General features: G+C 47.8%; 17 protein-coding genes. 16 read left to right on the forward strand and 1 reads right to left on the reverse strand.

All coding sequences use genetic code 11. The features are described 5' to 3' along the window. Positions 1–116 precede the first annotated feature (116 nt). The 4 genes from ACDJ58_RS10960 (at position 117) to ACDJ58_RS10975 (ending at position 3292) form a co-directional block, all read left to right on the forward strand. Complete coding sequence (locus tag ACDJ58_RS10960) at positions 117–1247, forward strand: NADH-dependent flavin oxidoreductase (RefSeq protein ID WP_413377809.1); 1131 nt, start codon at positions 117–119, stop codon at positions 1245–1247. A gap of 150 nt (positions 1248–1397) precedes the next feature. Continuing rightward, positions 1398–2165 (forward strand): DeoR/GlpR family DNA-binding transcription regulator, encoded by a 768-nt coding sequence (locus ACDJ58_RS10965; protein ID WP_413377811.1) that lies wholly within the window; start codon positions 1398–1400, stop codon positions 2163–2165. A 19-nt stretch (positions 2166–2184) separates the two neighbouring features. Next, positions 2185–2643: an OsmC family protein gene (locus ACDJ58_RS10970; RefSeq protein WP_413377813.1), complete on the forward strand. Its 459-nt coding sequence runs from the start codon at positions 2185–2187 to the stop codon at positions 2641–2643. Positions 2644–2701: 58 nt separating this feature from the next. After that, positions 2702–3292 (forward strand): DUF2062 domain-containing protein, encoded by a 591-nt coding sequence (locus tag ACDJ58_RS10975; protein WP_413377815.1) that lies wholly within the window; start codon positions 2702–2704, stop codon positions 3290–3292. Here ACDJ58_RS10975 and ACDJ58_RS10980 read toward each other — a convergent pair. Next, positions 3270–4199 carry an AEC family transporter gene (locus ACDJ58_RS10980; RefSeq protein WP_413377817.1) on the reverse strand — a complete coding sequence of 310 codons (930 nt, stop codon included), beginning with the start codon at positions 4197–4199 and terminating at the stop codon, positions 3270–3272. The genes ACDJ58_RS10975 and ACDJ58_RS10980 overlap by 23 nt on opposite strands. 216 nt (positions 4200–4415) lie before the next feature. Between ACDJ58_RS10980 and ACDJ58_RS10985 the strand changes: the two genes are divergently transcribed. The 12 genes from ACDJ58_RS10985 (at position 4416) to ACDJ58_RS11040 (ending at position 17011) form a co-directional block, all read left to right on the forward strand. Then, positions 4416–5498, forward strand: a complete 1083-nt coding sequence (locus ACDJ58_RS10985) for a lactonase family protein (protein WP_413377819.1) — start codon at positions 4416–4418, stop codon at positions 5496–5498. A gap of 403 nt (positions 5499–5901) precedes the next feature. Beyond that, positions 5902–6534 carry a 3-hexulose-6-phosphate synthase gene (gene hxlA / locus ACDJ58_RS10990; protein ID WP_413377821.1) on the forward strand — a complete coding sequence of 211 codons (633 nt, stop codon included), beginning with the start codon at positions 5902–5904 and terminating at the stop codon, positions 6532–6534. Positions 6535–6539: 5 nt separating this feature from the next. Continuing rightward, on the forward strand, positions 6540–7103 hold the full coding sequence (gene hxlB, locus ACDJ58_RS10995; RefSeq protein WP_413377823.1) for a 6-phospho-3-hexuloisomerase: 564 nt from the start codon (positions 6540–6542) through the stop codon (positions 7101–7103). A gap of 285 nt (positions 7104–7388) precedes the next feature. Further along, positions 7389–7748: a winged helix-turn-helix transcriptional regulator gene (locus ACDJ58_RS11000; RefSeq protein ID WP_413377825.1), complete on the forward strand. Its 360-nt coding sequence runs from the start codon at positions 7389–7391 to the stop codon at positions 7746–7748. A gap of 499 nt (positions 7749–8247) precedes the next feature. Next, on the forward strand, positions 8248–10050 hold the full coding sequence (pepF, locus tag ACDJ58_RS11005; protein WP_413377827.1) for an oligoendopeptidase F: 1803 nt from the start codon (positions 8248–8250) through the stop codon (positions 10048–10050). A 109-nt stretch (positions 10051–10159) separates the two neighbouring features. Beyond that, entirely contained in the window at positions 10160–10675 is a 516-nt protein-coding gene (locus tag ACDJ58_RS11010; protein WP_413377829.1) for a DUF2500 domain-containing protein, read from the forward strand. A 240-nt stretch (positions 10676–10915) separates the two neighbouring features. Further along, positions 10916–12409 carry a rhamnulokinase gene (locus tag ACDJ58_RS11015; RefSeq protein WP_413377831.1) on the forward strand — a complete coding sequence of 498 codons (1494 nt, stop codon included), beginning with the start codon at positions 10916–10918 and terminating at the stop codon, positions 12407–12409. A gap of 1 nt (position 12410) precedes the next feature. Beyond that, positions 12411–13172, forward strand: coding sequence for a DeoR/GlpR family DNA-binding transcription regulator (locus ACDJ58_RS11020; RefSeq protein ID WP_413377833.1), 762 nt, complete (start codon positions 12411–12413; stop codon positions 13170–13172). Between the two features lie 67 nt (positions 13173–13239). Further along, entirely contained in the window at positions 13240–13968 is a 729-nt protein-coding gene (locus tag ACDJ58_RS11025; protein ID WP_413377835.1) for a (Fe-S)-binding protein, read from the forward strand. Beyond that, entirely contained in the window at positions 13965–15482 is a 1518-nt protein-coding gene (locus ACDJ58_RS11030; RefSeq protein ID WP_413377837.1) for a LutB/LldF family L-lactate oxidation iron-sulfur protein, read from the forward strand. The genes ACDJ58_RS11025 and ACDJ58_RS11030 overlap by 4 nt, the downstream gene beginning before the upstream one ends. Beyond that, entirely contained in the window at positions 15472–16197 is a 726-nt protein-coding gene (locus tag ACDJ58_RS11035) for a LutC/YkgG family protein (RefSeq protein WP_413377839.1), read from the forward strand. Before ACDJ58_RS11030 ends, ACDJ58_RS11035 begins: the two co-directional genes overlap by 11 nt. 259 nt (positions 16198–16456) lie before the next feature. Continuing rightward, positions 16457–17011 (forward strand): glutathione peroxidase, encoded by a 555-nt coding sequence (locus ACDJ58_RS11040; RefSeq protein WP_413377840.1) that lies wholly within the window; start codon positions 16457–16459, stop codon positions 17009–17011. The last annotated feature ends 124 nt before the right edge of the window (positions 17012–17135 follow it).

Below are 17135 nucleotides of genomic sequence, written 5' to 3' on the forward strand. Positions count from 1 at the left end.
GGGTAAAAAATGAAAAGTTGAAATGTGAGTGAAACGTAACTATAATCATTACAGTAATCGAACGCATATATTCATATATCTATTAAAAGAGATATTTAATCAGGAGGGAACCACGAATGAATCCAAAGTATAGCCCAATGTTTGAACAAGTTTCACTGCCAAGCGGCATTACGCTGAAAAACCGGATCGTGCTCGCTCCCATGACTCATATGTCCTCGAATCCCGATGGTACTGTATCAGACGCTGAACTTGCTTATTATGCACGTCGTACTGGTGGTGCTGGTATGTCTGTTACAGCGGTAACCCATGTAACTCCGAATGGAATTGGTTTTCCAGCTCAATTTGGTAGTTATGACGATAGCTTTATTCCCGGTCTGAAACGTCTGGCCGATACAATTAAGCAGCAAGGTTCCAAAGCCGTACTACAAATTTTCCATGCAGGTCGTCTCACGCCAGAACAAGCGGTACCAGCGGGTCAAGTCGCTGCTCCAAGCGCTGTTGCCAGTGAGCGTCCGGGATCTCCTGTACCAAGAGAGCTGTCGGATGACGAAATTACGTTCATCATCAAAGACTTTGGGGAAGCAACCCGCCGTGCCATTGAAGCTGGCTTCGACGGTGTTGAGATTCATGGTGCGAACGGTTATTTGATCCAGCAGTTCTTCTCTCCGCATTCCAACCGACGTGAAGATCGTTGGGGTGGAAGCATCGAGAAACGTCTCACATTCCCACTGGCTGTGGTGGATGAAGTCCAGAAGGCTGTAGCTACACATACGAAACTGCCGTTTATTGTTGGATACCGTTTCTCACCAGAAGAGCCGGAAACACCGGGATTGACCATGGAAGAGACGTATGCACTGGTGGATGCGCTGAAAGATAAAAATCTGGATTACCTGCATGTATCCGTTAACGAGTTCTGGTCCAAGCCAAGACGAGGTGAAGCAGATACTCGCTCCAGAATTGAATTTATCCTTGACCGCGTGGACGGTAAACTGCCTATCATTGGCGTAGGGGCCATCCATACAGCAGACGAGGCAGCCGAAGCTCTTCAGAGTGGTGTGCCACTGCTTGCGATCGGTCGTGAGCTGATTATCGAGCCTGACTGGGTTGAGAAAATCGAAAGCGGACATGAGGAAGATATCGAGACGATTCTCACCAAATCGGATCAGGAACGTCTGGTTATCCCTGACGGTCTGTGGAATGCAATTATTCACACGCCGGGCTGGTTCCCTATGGCTGACGATAAATAAGACACAATTTCATTCGAAATGGAGGGAGCGTAAGCTCCCTCTTTTTTGCACCTTCTGCGCCCTCGATGAAATTCTCCTTCCGGGGGCACTGTGGTATGATGGGATGAACAGGATTCATCTTGGATAATCAACGGTTTGGAGTGAATGAAGATGCTCGTGGCTGAACGTTATGAGAAAATTGTGGAATGGGTAGATGCGCAGGGAAGTATGCGCGTAACCGAGCTTAGTGAGCGCTGCGGTGTGACGGAAGAGACGATCCGTCGTGATCTGGACAAGCTGGAGCAGGCGGGAAGGCTCAGACGTTCCCATGGCGGGGCTGTCAGCGTAAAATATAAAGAAGAGGGGCAGTCGGAAATCCCTTATCCGGAGCGGGCTGTAACTCATGCAGAAGAGAAACGCAAAATTGCGGACGAAGCGGTGAAAATGGTAGAGCCTGGTGACCGGATAGCGCTGGATGCCAGTACAACGGCGTGGTATATGGCGGCAGGACTGCCAAACATACCACTCACCGTGTTGACCAACTCCATTAAGGTCGCGGCGGAGCTTAGTAACAAGGAACAGATCCGTGTAATCGCGACAGGCGGGCAGCTTGCTTCGAAGTCCCTATCGTTTGTGGGGCCGCTAGCTGAACGGTCGCTTGATGCTTATCATGTGGATAAAGTTTTCTTATCCTGCAAAGGTGTACATCTGACCAAGGGCATCAGTGAGTCGAATGAATTGCAGGCACTGGTGAAGCAGAAGATGATTAGCATAGCCGATGAAGTTATTTTGCTGGCAGATTCGAGTAAGTTTGGCGTGCAGGCTTTTACAAGAGTGGCAGAACTCAGCAGTGTGGCAAAAGTAATAACTGATCTGGGCTTAGAGGAAGAGCAGGTTAGCGCACTGAATGAACAATCTATAACATGTGTCCGTGTCTAATTAGAAAGGAATGAATATAATGAAACATCCTTTTCACCTGAAAGCTACTTGGAATGGTGGACGTAACAGTGAAGGGCATATTGATGCAGGCGGGTTAAAAACAGTCATTTCGATTCCACAGGAGATGGGTGGTCCGGGTACCGGTACTAATCCGGATGAAATGCTGCTGGGTGCAGCGTCTACCTGTTATTTGATTACGCTGGCAGCAATGCTGGAGCGATCGGATATTACACCGGATGAACTGACACTGGAGTCCGAAGCGACGGTGGATGTTACCAATAACGTATTTACGTACGAACGGATCATACACAGACCTCGAATTGTGCTCAAAACGGATGCATCTGATGCTGATGTAACGAAGGCAGAGCGCCTGGCACATAAAGCAGAAGAGTCCTGCATGATCTCCAGAGCGGTAGCAGGTAACGTCGCCATCGAGACACAGCCAGTGATTATAACAGCAGGCGTTAACGCGGTGTGATATACTGAAGAATAGGCGACTTGAGCCGTCATTTGTGTAAGATAAGGGGAAGTTCGGTATGAACCTACAGAAAAGCAAAAACTCACGTTTTGCACGTTTAATACGTGCTTTGAAGCTTAATTTTCTCAAATTGTTACGTGCTCCCGGCGGGGCACATAAAGTATCTACCGGATTTGCTTTAGGTTTTGGTCTGGAACTGATCGTCATTTCCACAGCATCACTGGTATATCTCGTGTTCTATCCGATTGTACGTTTGTCCGGTGGTTCGCTGCCAGCTGCTATTGTGGGAAACGTGGTCGGCAAGCTAACATTCCTACCCATCATATTGATGCCACTTGCCAAGCAAATTGGTTCCTGGATATTGCCGGCGCACAGCATGGGGCAGGGACTAGTTCATGAGAGTGCCTTTATGGAGCTGTTTCGCGGCAACTGGTCTGCGCTAAGTGAACTATTGCGGGGTGGTCTGGATATTTTGGCAGGCATGTCCGTCTTTGGAGTCATCCTGGGTGTGATTTCTTACTTTGTCGTCAAGTTCTTCTATGTCAGAGCACTCAAACGCCGCTTTGAACGCCGGTTGGAGAAACGCAAGCAGGCGGCGATGTCTCCAACTTCAGCTTCCGTGCTGATCAGGAAGACATCACAATCATGATCGGCAGAATGACCATGGACGCGGCGGTTGTCCACAGAATACAACGGGACACAAACTGCGGAGAGGCATTAAATTGCTCGGCCAAAATTACTGTGTTCACTGCGGTCGGCATTGACGCCAGGATCAGCAGCACACTGAATAACGTTCCTTCAATCTGAAGTGCAGTCAGGATTAGATATGAGAGTACTGGTGCTGCGGCAAGCCGTACTACAAGTCCAGTCCAGAATGCTTTGCGGACGTTGGGTTTCCAAGGTTCGACGGAACCACGCGGTCTTAGCATCTGCGCACCGAGAATCGCCAGTACGACAGGGGAGTAACCGGCTGCGAGCATGGAGATGCCTCCATCCAGTGCCACTGGCAAGCTCAGATTGGATGCACGCAGGATGATGGCTATCGCAGCAGCATAGATGGAAGGCATACGGAAGACGGACAGAATCGCATTTTTGACGGTGAATTCGGATCTGGCGGCAAAAAAGATACCTACTGTGTTTACAATGATCATCTGTCCGATGACATATACCGAAGCCTTATCCAATCCAAGCTGTCCAAAGGCAAGCAACACAAGCGGGAGCCCATAATTCACGCAGTTTGTAAACGTGGAGACAAGGGTAAGTCCCGCTTTTTCGCTTGCCCCAAGATGGAATACTCGGCTCAACAGTTCAGCCAGTGCCCACAGGGCGATTAAATTAATAATAGAAAACCAGAACGTGCCCGTTACGTCCGTCCATGTAATCTCGGCATGCAGCAGTGTATCAAAGATAAGCGCAGGGCTCAAAATATAAAGGGAAAGGGTCGACAGCGGCCGAGTATCCCAATTTTTGAACTGTTTTAGCAGAATGCCTCCTATCACCGGAAGGGATATGGGCAGAAATACATGATATAACGTGAGTAGAAATGAATTAAACAACCGAATTCAGTCCTTTCTGGATGAAAAACCTATTTTATCATAGCAGAAGTTGACCTTTGTCGGGAATGGATTTTGGTATTGACTTGCGTAATGAACATATGTTTGAGGCCGCTTCTTTGATGGATGCGCAGGGGCGGTGGATTGCTATTTTGATATGGCAGATTTATTATAGAAGAGGTGCAACCAGATTACATACACATAGAGGAGGAAACTGTAATGAGTGAATCAAAACGCTTGCTCGTATTGGTCGGCTCTTATGCCGAAACGGAAAATGAGGGCATTTACGCATATGAATTGAATGAGGATACAGGTAACCTCTCCAAGCTTGATGGCATCTCCGGCGTGAAAAATCCAACGTTTGTAAACGTGGATACTGAAGGTAACAAACTGTATGCGATCGGTGAAACGGCGTCTGCCGAAGGCAATAAAATGTCTGAAGCTGTAGCTCTGAGCATTGATCCTTCTACAGGAAAATTGTCATTGCTGAATCGTCATGACTCCATTTCGGCTCCACCATGTCATATCCAACGTGATCCTTCCGGACGTTACTTGATCCTGTCCAGCTACCACGGTGGTCTGGTGGGTCTGCAAGCCCTGACGGATAACGGTGAAGTTGGCGTGCTTCTGGATGAGAAGAAACATGAAGGCAAAGGTGCGCATCCTGAGCGTCAGGACAAGCCACATGTGCATTCTGCATTCTTCAGCCCGGATGGTAAATACATGATGGTACAGGATCTGGGTGCGGACAAAATCGCAATCTACTCCATTGATGCAGATAAGAATGAACTCGTACTGCACAGTGAAACCAAAACACATCCGGGTGCAGGACCTCGTCACCTGGCATTCCATCCGAACGGTCAATTCGCCTATGTTATTAACGAAGTGGATTCTTCCATTACGACTTTCCGTTATGATGTAGCAGCAGGCACGTTGACAGAGGTTTCCAGCGTGTCCACATTGCCTGACGGTTATGACGGCAGTGAAAACACAACAGCTGAAATCGCCGTATCAAACGATGGTCGTTTCGTATACGGTTCGAACCGCGGGCATGACAGCATCGTGGTATTTGCAGTAGACGCTGAAACAGGACATTTGAAACTGGTTGAGCATGTATCTGCTGAGGGTGAACACCCACGTCACTTTGCTTTGACTCCGAATGGCAAACTGCTGATCGCAGCTAACCGCGATACCAACAATATCGTTTCCTTTACAGTGGATCAGGAGAGCGGACGTCTGAAATACACAGGTCACAGCACAGGTGTATCCAAGCCGGTATGTGTGAAACCTGTTTATCTGTAAACCATGGATTTGAATGATTAACCGAGAGGTTTGAATTAGGTTTCGGGATCAATATGTATGATCTTGTTGACCTGAAACTTTGGAAAGACCCTGTCCTTGTGGAGGGGTCTTTTTTGATGAGAAGAGCACATGAATTCGCGGATGATCTCATATGTGGATTGTGAACGATAACTTATTTTCAAGATTTAAGTTCATATAACAATGTTATTTAATCAATAGTATCGTGGAAGTAACTACCTGACTTCAAAGTGCGTACTTCCTTAACGGATAGTCAGGTTCTACAATGAATGAGTAGCCATGACAAACATTGCATGCATCTGAACTGGCTGAACGGTGCAGGCTAAATATTTTAACATCCTTTACAGGATATACTCATACTCGAACAACAAAGGAGAAATGAATCGTGAAATTGCAATTGGCATTGGACTTGGTAAACATCCCTGAAGGTATTGCACTTGTTAAAGAAGTTGAACAATATATCGATATCGTTGAGATTGGTACTCCAATCGTTATTAATGAAGGTTTGCACGCGGTTAAGGCGATGAAAGAAGCCTTTCCTAATCTGCAAGTACTCGCCGATCTGAAAATTATGGACGCGGGTGGCTATGAAATCATGAAAGCAGCTGAAGCTGGCGCGGATCTGGTAACGGTCCTTGGTGTGAGCAACGACATGACTATCAAAGGCGCTGTTGAAGAAGCGAAAAAACAGAACAAACTGGTTCTGGTTGACATGATCAACGTGTCTGATATCGAAACACGTGCACGTGAAGTGGATGCCCTAGGCGTAGATTACATCTGTGTACACACAGGTTATGATCTGCAAGCGGTTGGACAAAGCCCGTTCGAAGATCTGCGAACAATCAAACGCGCTGTGAAAAACGCGAAGACTGCTGTAGCTGGTGGGATTAAGCTGGAAACATTGCCAGAAGTGATCAAAGCACAACCGGATCTGGTCATTGTGGGTGGCGGTATCACTGGACAAGCAGACAAAGCTAAAGTTGCAGCTGAGATGCAACGTTTGGTTCAACAAGGGTAAGACAGATGAGCAGCCGACAATACGCAGTGGACATCTTGAAGGAGCTGGAACGTACGCTGAGCCAGATCGACGACTCGGAGATGCAGGCCATGGCGGAACATATTCTGGCTGCCGAACAGGTTTTTGTAGCGGGAGCAGGCCGATCCGGTCTGATGGGAAAGGCCTTTGCCATGAGATTGATGCAGATGGGTCTTCGGGTATATGTAGTTGGAGAGACCGTTACGCCAGGGATCTCTCCGAAAGACTTCCTCTTATTATGCTCAGGCTCAGGGCAGACAGGCAGTCTGGCAGCGATGGCTCAGAAGGCCAGTAAAGCAGGTGCAACTGTAGGTCTGATTACGATTAAGCCCGAGTCCACGATCGGACAACTGGCGGACACTGTCGTTCGTCTTCCGGCATCCGCCAAAGAGGATACGGCGACCGCCGGAGCAGCAGTGACCATTCAGCCGATGGGCTCCTTGTTTGAACAGGGGCTGCTGCTGAGCATGGATGCATTGGTGCTCACCATGATGGAAATGAAGAGTATGACTGGAGCAGACATGTTTGGGCGTCATGCCAACTTGGAATAGTCCATATGTCATAGACTTCATGAATTAGAATAGATGGAAGACCGGAATTCCCTTAAACAAGTGGGAGTTCCGGTCTTTTCTGCTATCGTTGTCTGTGGTCTGATTCGGGTCTGCTTAACATCAGGGTTGTACTGTAGTAGAATGTATACAAGCTGTATCGAACCAATGAAGCCCGTTATGTGATACAAGGCAGCGGCAAGTTCTCCTGTTGCGGAGTATTCTTGTGATATGCGAAGTGCATTTTAGCGATATAAGATTGATTGGAAGAAAAGGGGGCTCGGAGCCATGGCAGCCGAAGTCAAGGAACGCATCAACTTGAAAGAGATCAACTGTGAGAAAGAATTGACCCTTGCTGTTATTGGCGGCAAATGGAAACTGATTATTTTATGGCATCTGGGTCTTGAAGGCACCAAACGTTTCAGTGAATTGAAGCGATTAATTCCTCATATTACCCAAAAGATGCTGACCAACCAGTTGCGTGAGCTGGAGGAAGACAAGCTAATTGAGCGCAAGGTGTATGCAGAAGTACCTCCTCGTGTGGAATATACACTGACCGATCATGGTCAAAGTCTGATGCCGGTTCTGCATGCCATGTATGATTGGGGCAAGAACTATGGTGAAAATGTGATTTGGAAATCAGAATAAATTTAAGTTAAAACGAACCGCCGGGTAATGGATACTTCCATTACCCGGCGGTTTTTATATATTTTTAAATTTTGGTCAGTGTACCAACAGTTTACTCCAAACGAAGCGGGCAGAAATGGCTTGAAGAAGTAGAGCTAAAAGCTTTCTGAAAGAAAGCTACATCGGAAGCATGCGCCTCGCCTTTATCCCTAGATTTCCCCCTTTTAGTTTGGATTGAACTAAACGTTCACACGAGAACGTAGAGGACAGAAAGAACCTGAAGAAGCAGAGCGTTCGCCTTTATCACCAGATTTTCACCTTTGTAAAATTGAATCAAAAAATCTGGGGATAACAGCGATCGGAAGGTTGTTCTGTCATCGGAGTGGTAAGTGTGAATATTCTTTAGTCCAATCTATAATCCCTTGAACCAAAAGTCTCATTTTAGGATATGTAAGGTATAAATGCTCCGAATATGATACGATGAGAGATATTGGAAATGCAAGGAGGAGGACATTTAACGATGGAAAAAATACGTACACGCGATGAAGTAAACCAAGAGACTACCTGGGACTTGCGAGACTTGTTTGGGACTGACGGAGAGTGGGAGCAGGAGCTTAGATCACTGCCTGAAGCTGCTGCCCATATCGAAACATTCAAAGGACATCTGGGCGAAGGAGCAGAGCAGCTGCTGGCCTGTCTGGATGCCCGCGAAGCTTTGCAGGAACGCATTAGCAAAACGGCTTCATATGCCCGGCTGAAACAGTCGGAGGACAGTACCAATCCCGCGAATATTGAAAATTCAGCCAAGGCGGGAGACATCTTATCGAATTTGTCGTCGTCCTTGTCTTTTGTGAATTCCGAGATCGTGAATCTTCCCGACGGAACGGTTAAACGTTATATTGAAGAACTTCCGGGTTTGCAGCCGTATGCCCGCAGTCTGGATCGTCTAATTCAGGAAAAGGCACATCGTCTTTCGCCCGAAACGGAGAAAGTACTCGCTTCGCTTGGGGAAGTACTGGATTCGCCATATCGGATCTATCTGCGCGGTAAACTGGCAGACATGACGTTCGACGATGCACTTGATGGCGATGACAATAATCGCCCGCTGTCCTGGTCATTCTATGAGAACAATTATGAAATGTCATCGGATACAAAGCTGCGCCGCTCTGCGTATGCTGCATTCAGCTCCAAGCTGAACGATTACAAAAATACGTTTGCTGAAGGTTACGCAACCGAAGTGAAGAAGCAGGTCGTCATGTCCAGGCTGCGTGGATATGATGATGTAACGGATATGCTGCTCAGCCCGCAGCAGGTAAGCAAAGAGATGTATAACAATGTACTTGACATCATCCAGCAGGAACTTGCACCTCATATGCGCAGACTGGCAGCTCTCAAGAAACGTGAGTTAGGTCTGGACAAGCTGATGTTCTGTGATCTGAAAGCACCACTGGACCCTGAATTCAGCCCTGCCATTACATATGAGGAAGCCTGCACGCTCATTCGTGAAGCTCTTGCCGTGATGGGACCGGAATATGGCGACATTGTGGAACGTGCATTTAGTGAGCGGTGGGTAGATTACGCAGATAATGCGGGCAAATCGACAGGAGCTTTTTGTTCGTCCATATATGGTTCTCATTCCTATATCCTGATCTCATGGGCAAACAATATGCGCGGAGCATTTACACTTGCCCATGAAGTGGGACATGCTGGACATTTCATGCTTGCCGGGCATTACCAACGTCTTACGAATACACGACCGTCCCTCTATTTCATAGAGGCGCCTTCAACAATGAATGAAATGCTGCTGGCAGATCATTTGTTGAAACGTTCTGATAATCCGAGAATGCGTCGTTGGGTCATTTTGCAATTGCTCAATACGTACTACCATAACTTTGTTACGCATCTGCTTGAAGGTGAATTACAGCGTCAGGTGTACGCACTCGCAACCAAGGATGAACCTATCACAGCGAAGACGTTAAGTCAGCTGAAAGGCAACATCCTCTCCGAGTTCTGGGGGCCTGAATTGGTTATTGACGAAGGGGCGAAACTGACCTGGATGAGACAACCTCATTATTATATGGGATTGTATCCATATACCTATGCAGCAGGTCTGACGGCATCTACCGCTGCTGCACAGCTGATTCGGGAAGAGGGGCAGCCTGCCGTAGACCGCTGGCTTGACGCATTGAAAGCGGGAGGAAGCCTTGATCCGCAAGAGCTGATGAAGCTTGCGGGTGTGGACATGTCTGGGCCAGAGCCGATTCGTGCTGCTGTGGCCTATGTTGGTAGTCTGGTCGATGAACTTGAACGTCTGTATTCGTAATCAGGTTCATATAGTATACGGACAAGGCTTGTAGGGTTGTCTACGTGCACCGTCTCCTTGGCAGGGGGGCGGTGCATCTTAATTTGCAGGGAGAAGGGAACGATGATGAATGACGTCATTGAGCATATCTTCATCACTGGGCTGGTTAAGCATGGATGGCTTCGGTATTTTTGATGACATGAATGATGTTCCGGGATTTGAGGGCAATCAGGGTGGTTTTTTTGCTGGATTCAATGAGTTTGGTGCAATGAGTGCGTTTGGATCCATTTTTATCGGTGGCGTTTTTCTCATCATTGCTGGTGTCATTGTTTATGCCATTATTTCAGGGGTACGCACATGGTCATCGAATAATGCATCAGCGCTGTTAACCTTGCATTCAACGATTGTGGCAAAGCGAACGAGAGTTAGTGGAGGATCAGGGGACAGCAGTGCTTCCACCTACTATTACATTACATTTGAGCTCGACAACGGTGAACGGGTAGAACTGAATGTCGATGGGAGTGACTACGGTATGCTTGTGGAACATGACCGAGGCATGCTGACGTATCAGGGGACAAGGTTTAAGCATTTTGAAAGAGATGTGCAGCCCCAGTCCGGTGTTAGCAAAAACAGCTTTTATACGTGAAATAACAGGAAGGCGGCTCCTCCCGAGTGGAGAGAGTCGTTTTTGGTATGGGTAAAAGAAACCAATCACAGGGTATTCAAACGCTTACAATGATGATATACTCGTAAAATAAAGCTAAACAGTATAAAACAAAAATAAACAAACAAAAAAATAAAGAATAAAGTACAGAGCAGTCATCAATGAAATCAAGAAATATTCAAGGGCGAAATATAGTATGGGATGAAGGGCTGGTGAAGAGCGGTGAGTGTGCTGGCGTATGATTTGGGTGCTGGAAGCGGGAGAGCACTGCTGGGTCATCTGAATGATCGGGGAATGGAAACGATGGAGATCCATCGGTTCAAGAATGAACCGGTAAAAGCGGGGGAGCGGCTGCACTGGGATATATTGAGGCTGCACCATGAATTGCTGGAAGGGCTGAACCTTGTTAAACAAAAAGGAGAGCAGCCTGAAAGTCTGGGGATTGATTCCTGGGCGGTTGATTTTGGACTGCTTGGGAGTCATGGTGAATTGTTGGGCAATCCATATCATTACCGTGATGCACAGTTTAACGGCATGATGGATCAGGTGCGTAAGGAATTGACCTCTCAGCGAATATTCGAACGTACGGGCATCCAGTTTCTTAGCTTTAACACACTGTACCAGTTGGCTACGCTTAAGGGGAAAGGCTCCCCACTGCTTAACGAAGCGGAGCGTTTCCTCATGATCCCCGATCTGCTTCGTTACTTTCTGACCGGTGAAGCGGTGAATGAGTTTACCAACGCCACCACAACACAGCTATACAATCCAACCACAGGGCATTGGGACGGTGAACTGCTTGCACATATCGGTATTTCGGAGACACTGTTTGGAGATGCGGCCATGCCAGGGACTCGTGTGGGACAGCTGCGCAGCAGCATTTGCAGTGATCTTGGCTTGTCTGCCATTCCGGTTATTGCCGTTGCAGAGCATGACACAGGTTCAGCGGTCGTGGCTGTTCCGGCAACAGAGCGTTCATTTGCTTACCTGAGCTGTGGAACCTGGTCACTTATGGGCACGGAGATTGATCACCCCGTCATCAGTTCCGAGAGTCTGGGGCTGAACTTTACGAATGAGGGTGGGGCAGGTGGTACGTTCCGTTTGCTCAAGAACATTATGGGCCTGTGGATTTTGCAAGAATGCATGCGTGAATGGGAACGGAAGGGACAGGGGATCAGCTATGCGGAGTTACTGAGCAGGGCGGAACTTGCTCCTCCATTTGCGAGTCTGTTTGATCCCGATGATGAGCGGTTTATGCCAGCAGGGGATATGACCTCTCGTATACAACAATATTGCCGTGATACAGGGCAGGCTGAGCCGCAAGATCAGGGGGCCATTGCCCGTTCCATTCTGGAGAGCCTTGCACTGAAGTATCGGAGAGTGCTGGAATGGACAGAACAACTGTCCAGACAGTCTTTTAATGGATTGCATATGGTCGGTGGTGGCATTCAGAATCGCCTGTTATGTCAGTGGACAGCCAATTCTATTGGCAAACCGGTATGGGCGGGGCCAGCAGAAGGTAGTGCGATCGGGAACATGGCTGTACAGTGGATGGCAAGCGGAGCTTTTAAGGATATATGGGAAGCCCGCAAGGTCATTCGTGATTCATTCTCAGTTACTGATTATGAACCAAAGGACAGACCAATCTGGGAAGAGGCCTATGGTAGATTCCAAAGGTTGACGGCTTCGCCCAAATCACAAGCCGGGAGCGAGGTGTAACATGCTGGCAGCGGAGCGCTATGACCGGATTGTGGAGATGGTTAATGTTAAGGGCAGCATGCGTGTATCCGAGCTTAGTGAGCACTGCCGGGTAACAGAAGAGACCATTCGGCGAGATCTGGACCGGCTGGAGCAGGCAGGGCGACTGCGTCGTTCCCATGGCGGCGCTGTCAGCGTGAAGGAAGAGCAGCCGGAGATCCCTTACCGGGTAAGGGAAACAACACATGCTGAGGAAAAGAAAAGAATTGCCCAAGCGGCTCTATCCATGATTCATCCGGGTGATCGAATTCTACTGGATGCCAGCACAACAGCAGGCTACATGGCGGCCAATATGCCGGATATGCCACTGACTGTATTGACCAACTCTATACAGGTAGCCACTGAACTGAGCAGCAGGGACAAGATTGAAGTCATCTCGACTGGGGGCCAGCTGGCTCAGAGATCGCTGTCTTTTGTTGGACCGCTCGCCGAACGTTCCCTGGAAACATATCATGTCGATAAATTATTCCTGTCTTGTAAAGGTGTGCATCTGGAAGGCGGCGGAATCAGTGAATCCAATGAGCTTCAGGCACGGTTGAAGCAGAAAATGGTCGGCATATCCGACCAGGTCATTTTACTTGCAGATACGAGCAAGTTTGGGGTTCGTGCATTTGCCCGGGTAACCGGGTTAAATGCGGTTCATGCGGTGATCACAGATCAGTCGCTTGATGATGATTTGATAGAACGTCTGAACAGCTATGATATCAAAATTACAAGGGTGTAAAACAATACGGTATTCGATACTTATATGTGTTAAAACAACAATTCATCAGTTATAGGAGCGTGTAATCATGAAGGTCTCCTTATTCATTACCTGCCTCAGCGATGCTATATATCCCCGTGTGGGGGAGGCGATGGTGAGATTGCTCGCCGCTCATGGCGTTCGGTTGGATTTCCCGCCCGTGCAGACCTGCTGCGGTCAGCCTTCCTACAACAGCGGGTATTGGGATGAGACACGGGTAGCCGCCAAAACGATTCTGGAAGCCTTTGATGATAGTGATTTTGTCGTCTGTCCCTCCGGCTCCTGTACGTACATGATTCATCATTATCCCGAGCTGTTTGTCGATGAACCTGTATGGCTGGAGAAGGCTAAACGTTTGGAAACCAAAGCCTACGAATTCACGCAGTTTCTGGTTCAGGTGCTTGGCATCACGGATTTGGGTGCACATTTTCCGCATAAGGTTACATACCATCCCTCCTGTCATGGCAGCCGTTTATTAGGCGTAAAGGATGAGCCTATGGCATTACTTTCGGCAGTAAAAGGTTTAGAATTTGTTCCCCTTCCTTACGGAGAGGATTGCTGCGGCTTTGGCGGTACCTTTGCTATCAAAATGCCGGATATATCTGGTGCCATGGTCACAGAAAAGGTAGATCACATCAAAGAGACGGAAGCTGAAGTATTGGTAGGACTGGATATGGCTTGTCTGATGAATATCGCAGGTAACCTGCGGTATAGGAATGAACCAGTGCGAGTGATGCATTTGGCCGAACTGCTGTATGAGGGGGTGCAAACAGGATGAGTCAACCCGGTGTAATGGATGTTACCGTCAAAGAACGTGCAGAACTGGCTTTGAATGATGACTTCCTGCGGAAAGCCGTCAAGTTTACGACAGAGCGATTGCGTAATGGCAAGAAGTCCGCATCCGAAGAACATGGCAACTGGGAAGAATGGCGCGAACGTGGACGTCAGATTCGTCTGCATACGATCGCACATCTGGATTATTATCTGAATGAATTCGTCAATAATGCACGTGCCAATGGGGTTCATATTCATTTTGCGGATACTTCGGTAGAGGCAGCAGCGATTGCACTTGATATTGCGGCTCACAAGCAGGCTTCAACCGTGGTGAAATCCAAGTCCATGGTGTCCGAGGAAGTACATCTCAACCATGTATTGGAATCCGCAGGCATTGAAGCGATAGAGACCGATCTGGGTGAATACATTATTCAATTGGCGGGTGAAGCCCCATCTCATATCGTCATTCCGGCTATCCACAAGAACCGTTACCAGATTGCGGACCTGTTATCCAAGGAAGCGGGTGAAACTCTGGAACCGGACACCACCGTACTTGCTGGATTTGTACGCAAAAAACTGCGTGAGAAGTTTCTTGAAGCCGATATTGGCATGACCGGCTGCAATTTTGCCATTGCGGAGACGGGTTCCATGGTCCTATTTGAAAATGAAGGCAATGCCCGCATGGTATCCACTGTGCCAAAAACACAGATTACCTTAATGGGCATGGAGCGTATCATTCCATCCTGGACGGATCTCGAGGTGATGGCGACTCTACTCCCACGCTCCGCGACAGGTCAAAAATTGACGATGTATATGTCAGGCATTACCGGCCCTCGCCGAACAGAAGACGGGGACGGGCCAGATGAAATGCACATTATTATCGTGGATAATGGACGTTCACTTCAGTTGGGTGATCCCGAATTTCAGGAGCTTTTAAATTGTATTCGCTGCGGTGCCTGTCTGAACGCTTGTCCAGTGTATCGTCATATCGGCGGGCATGCCTACGGTGGAACCTACAGCGGACCGATCGGAGCGGTACTTACACCTGCACTCAATGGCAATATCGATGAATGGAACGACATCGCGGGTGCATCCAGTCTGTGCGGAGCCTGTTATGAAGCCTGTCCGGTCAAAATTCCGCTGCATGATATGCTCGTATATTTACGCAGACGCAAGGTGGAAGAGGGCCATGGCAATAAGCTTGAGAGCGCTGGCATGAAAGGTTTTGCAGCGGTTGTATCCAATTCTAAACGCTTCGGTGCGGCTATACGTCTCGGACAGATTGGTCAGAAAGCCGTTGTGCGGAATAACGGAATTTCACTTAAACTTGGGCCCCTCAAAGGCTGGAACAGCTATCGGGTTGCGCCAAGCCTCGCGAAGCGTTCCTTCCGGCAGCAATGGAACAAGCTGGATCAGGAGCTGAATCAGGAGAAGAAAGAGATGGATTCTTCCGTTAGGGACCGAATGGAACGGATTCTTCGTGAGCGTGAGGGGGGCGGTGGCCAACATGAACACTGAACATCAGGAATGGCTGGAGCAATTGGAGAAGAAGTCCCGTGCGAAGCAGGAGCATTTTATGAATGACATCGCCTCCAAATTGAGAAGACCACGGCAGACCCATGCTCCGACTCAACCTTTTCGCGGTGCACCCGCGTTCTGGACGGATTTGGAGTGGGACATCGATAAGCGCATACAGGCATTCACTGATAATTTTGTGAGTGTAGGTGCTCATATTGCGCGGGTAAGAGACATTAGCGAAGCTTCGGACTTTATTGCTAATAAATCTCATGAATTGAGTGCGAAATATATCATACGTCAGAATGAACAGGCGCTGACGGATCTTGGATTGGAAGAGCAACTTCCCGATGTGCAGATTTCTGTATGGAACAGCCAAACAGAGGAGAACTGGAAGGCACGGGCAGCCGAGGCAGATATCGGTGTAGTGATGGCGGATTATGCCACAGCATATACGGGTTCCGTCACGGTGCTTTCTTCGCCAGAAAAGGGACGCTCAGTTAGTCTATTGCCCACCGTACTCATCATTATTATTCCAATTGAACGGCTCTACACCAGACTTGGTGAAACGCTTGATCGCTTCGATGAAGCGGGAAGAGAGAATCTTCCGGCAGGCATTCATTTTATTTCCGGTCCTAGTCGTTCTTCTGATATTGAAAATGATTTGACGATTGGGGTACATGGGCCGGGGATTGTATATGGTCTTATTATGGGGTAACTGCATTTCGAAATGCATATCATCACGAATGACTGTCCAAAAGCAGCTTTTTATCTGCGAAGGGCAGTTTTTTCTATTTCTAGTATGTCCATTATGAAAGGGATAATGAGCCATTCAATCATATGGCAGTAGATAAAATATTTTATAGATAAAAACTATTAATATTATAATTATTATATATTTAACCTATTAAGATAAGCGCGGTATAATCCATTTCAAGAGAGGGTTCATGTGATAACCGACCAAGGAGGCGTTATGAATGAGTATATTTACTTATCAGGTTCCATTCATGGATGGACACACGGGCGATTTATCTGTTTTTGAGGGGAAAGTGCTACTTATCGTGAATACAGCCAGCAAGTGCAGTTACTCTCGACAATTTACGGAGCTTCAACACCTGTATGAGCAGTATCGTGATCAAGGGCTGGAGATCCTGGCGTTTCCCTGTGATCAGTTTAATCACAAGGAACCGGGCAGTAATGATGAGATAGCTCAGTATTGCAGGAATCATTTTCATATATCCTTTGCGATTTTTGAGAAGATCGAGGTTACCGGACAGTCCATACATCCTTTGTTTCGCTATCTGGTCGATAAGGCCCCATTTGAGGGTTATGACATGGAATCGGAAGAAGGTCGGTGGATGGATCAATTCGTCAAGGAGAAACATCCCGAATTATACCGGGGAGACGGGATCAAATGGAATTTTACCAAATTTCTGATTAATCGAACCGGGGAAGTGAGTGGTCGCTATGAGACTACGGTTGCACCGATAGAGATGGAGTCCGCGATTCGGAACCTGCTGAGACAGGCCTAGTTTGAGTTTGAGTGAACTGTGTATCTTCGAAATTCTAGTATTCGTTCAGAGCAAAATAATCTCTATATGTAGGGACCAAAGGGGAAATTTACTCATGCCAATTCGGATGGATACCCATTGGTCC

The sequence above is a fragment of the Paenibacillus taichungensis genome (assembly GCF_047302525.1).
GTDB lineage: Bacteria > Bacillota > Bacilli > Paenibacillales > Paenibacillaceae > Paenibacillus > Paenibacillus taichungensis_B.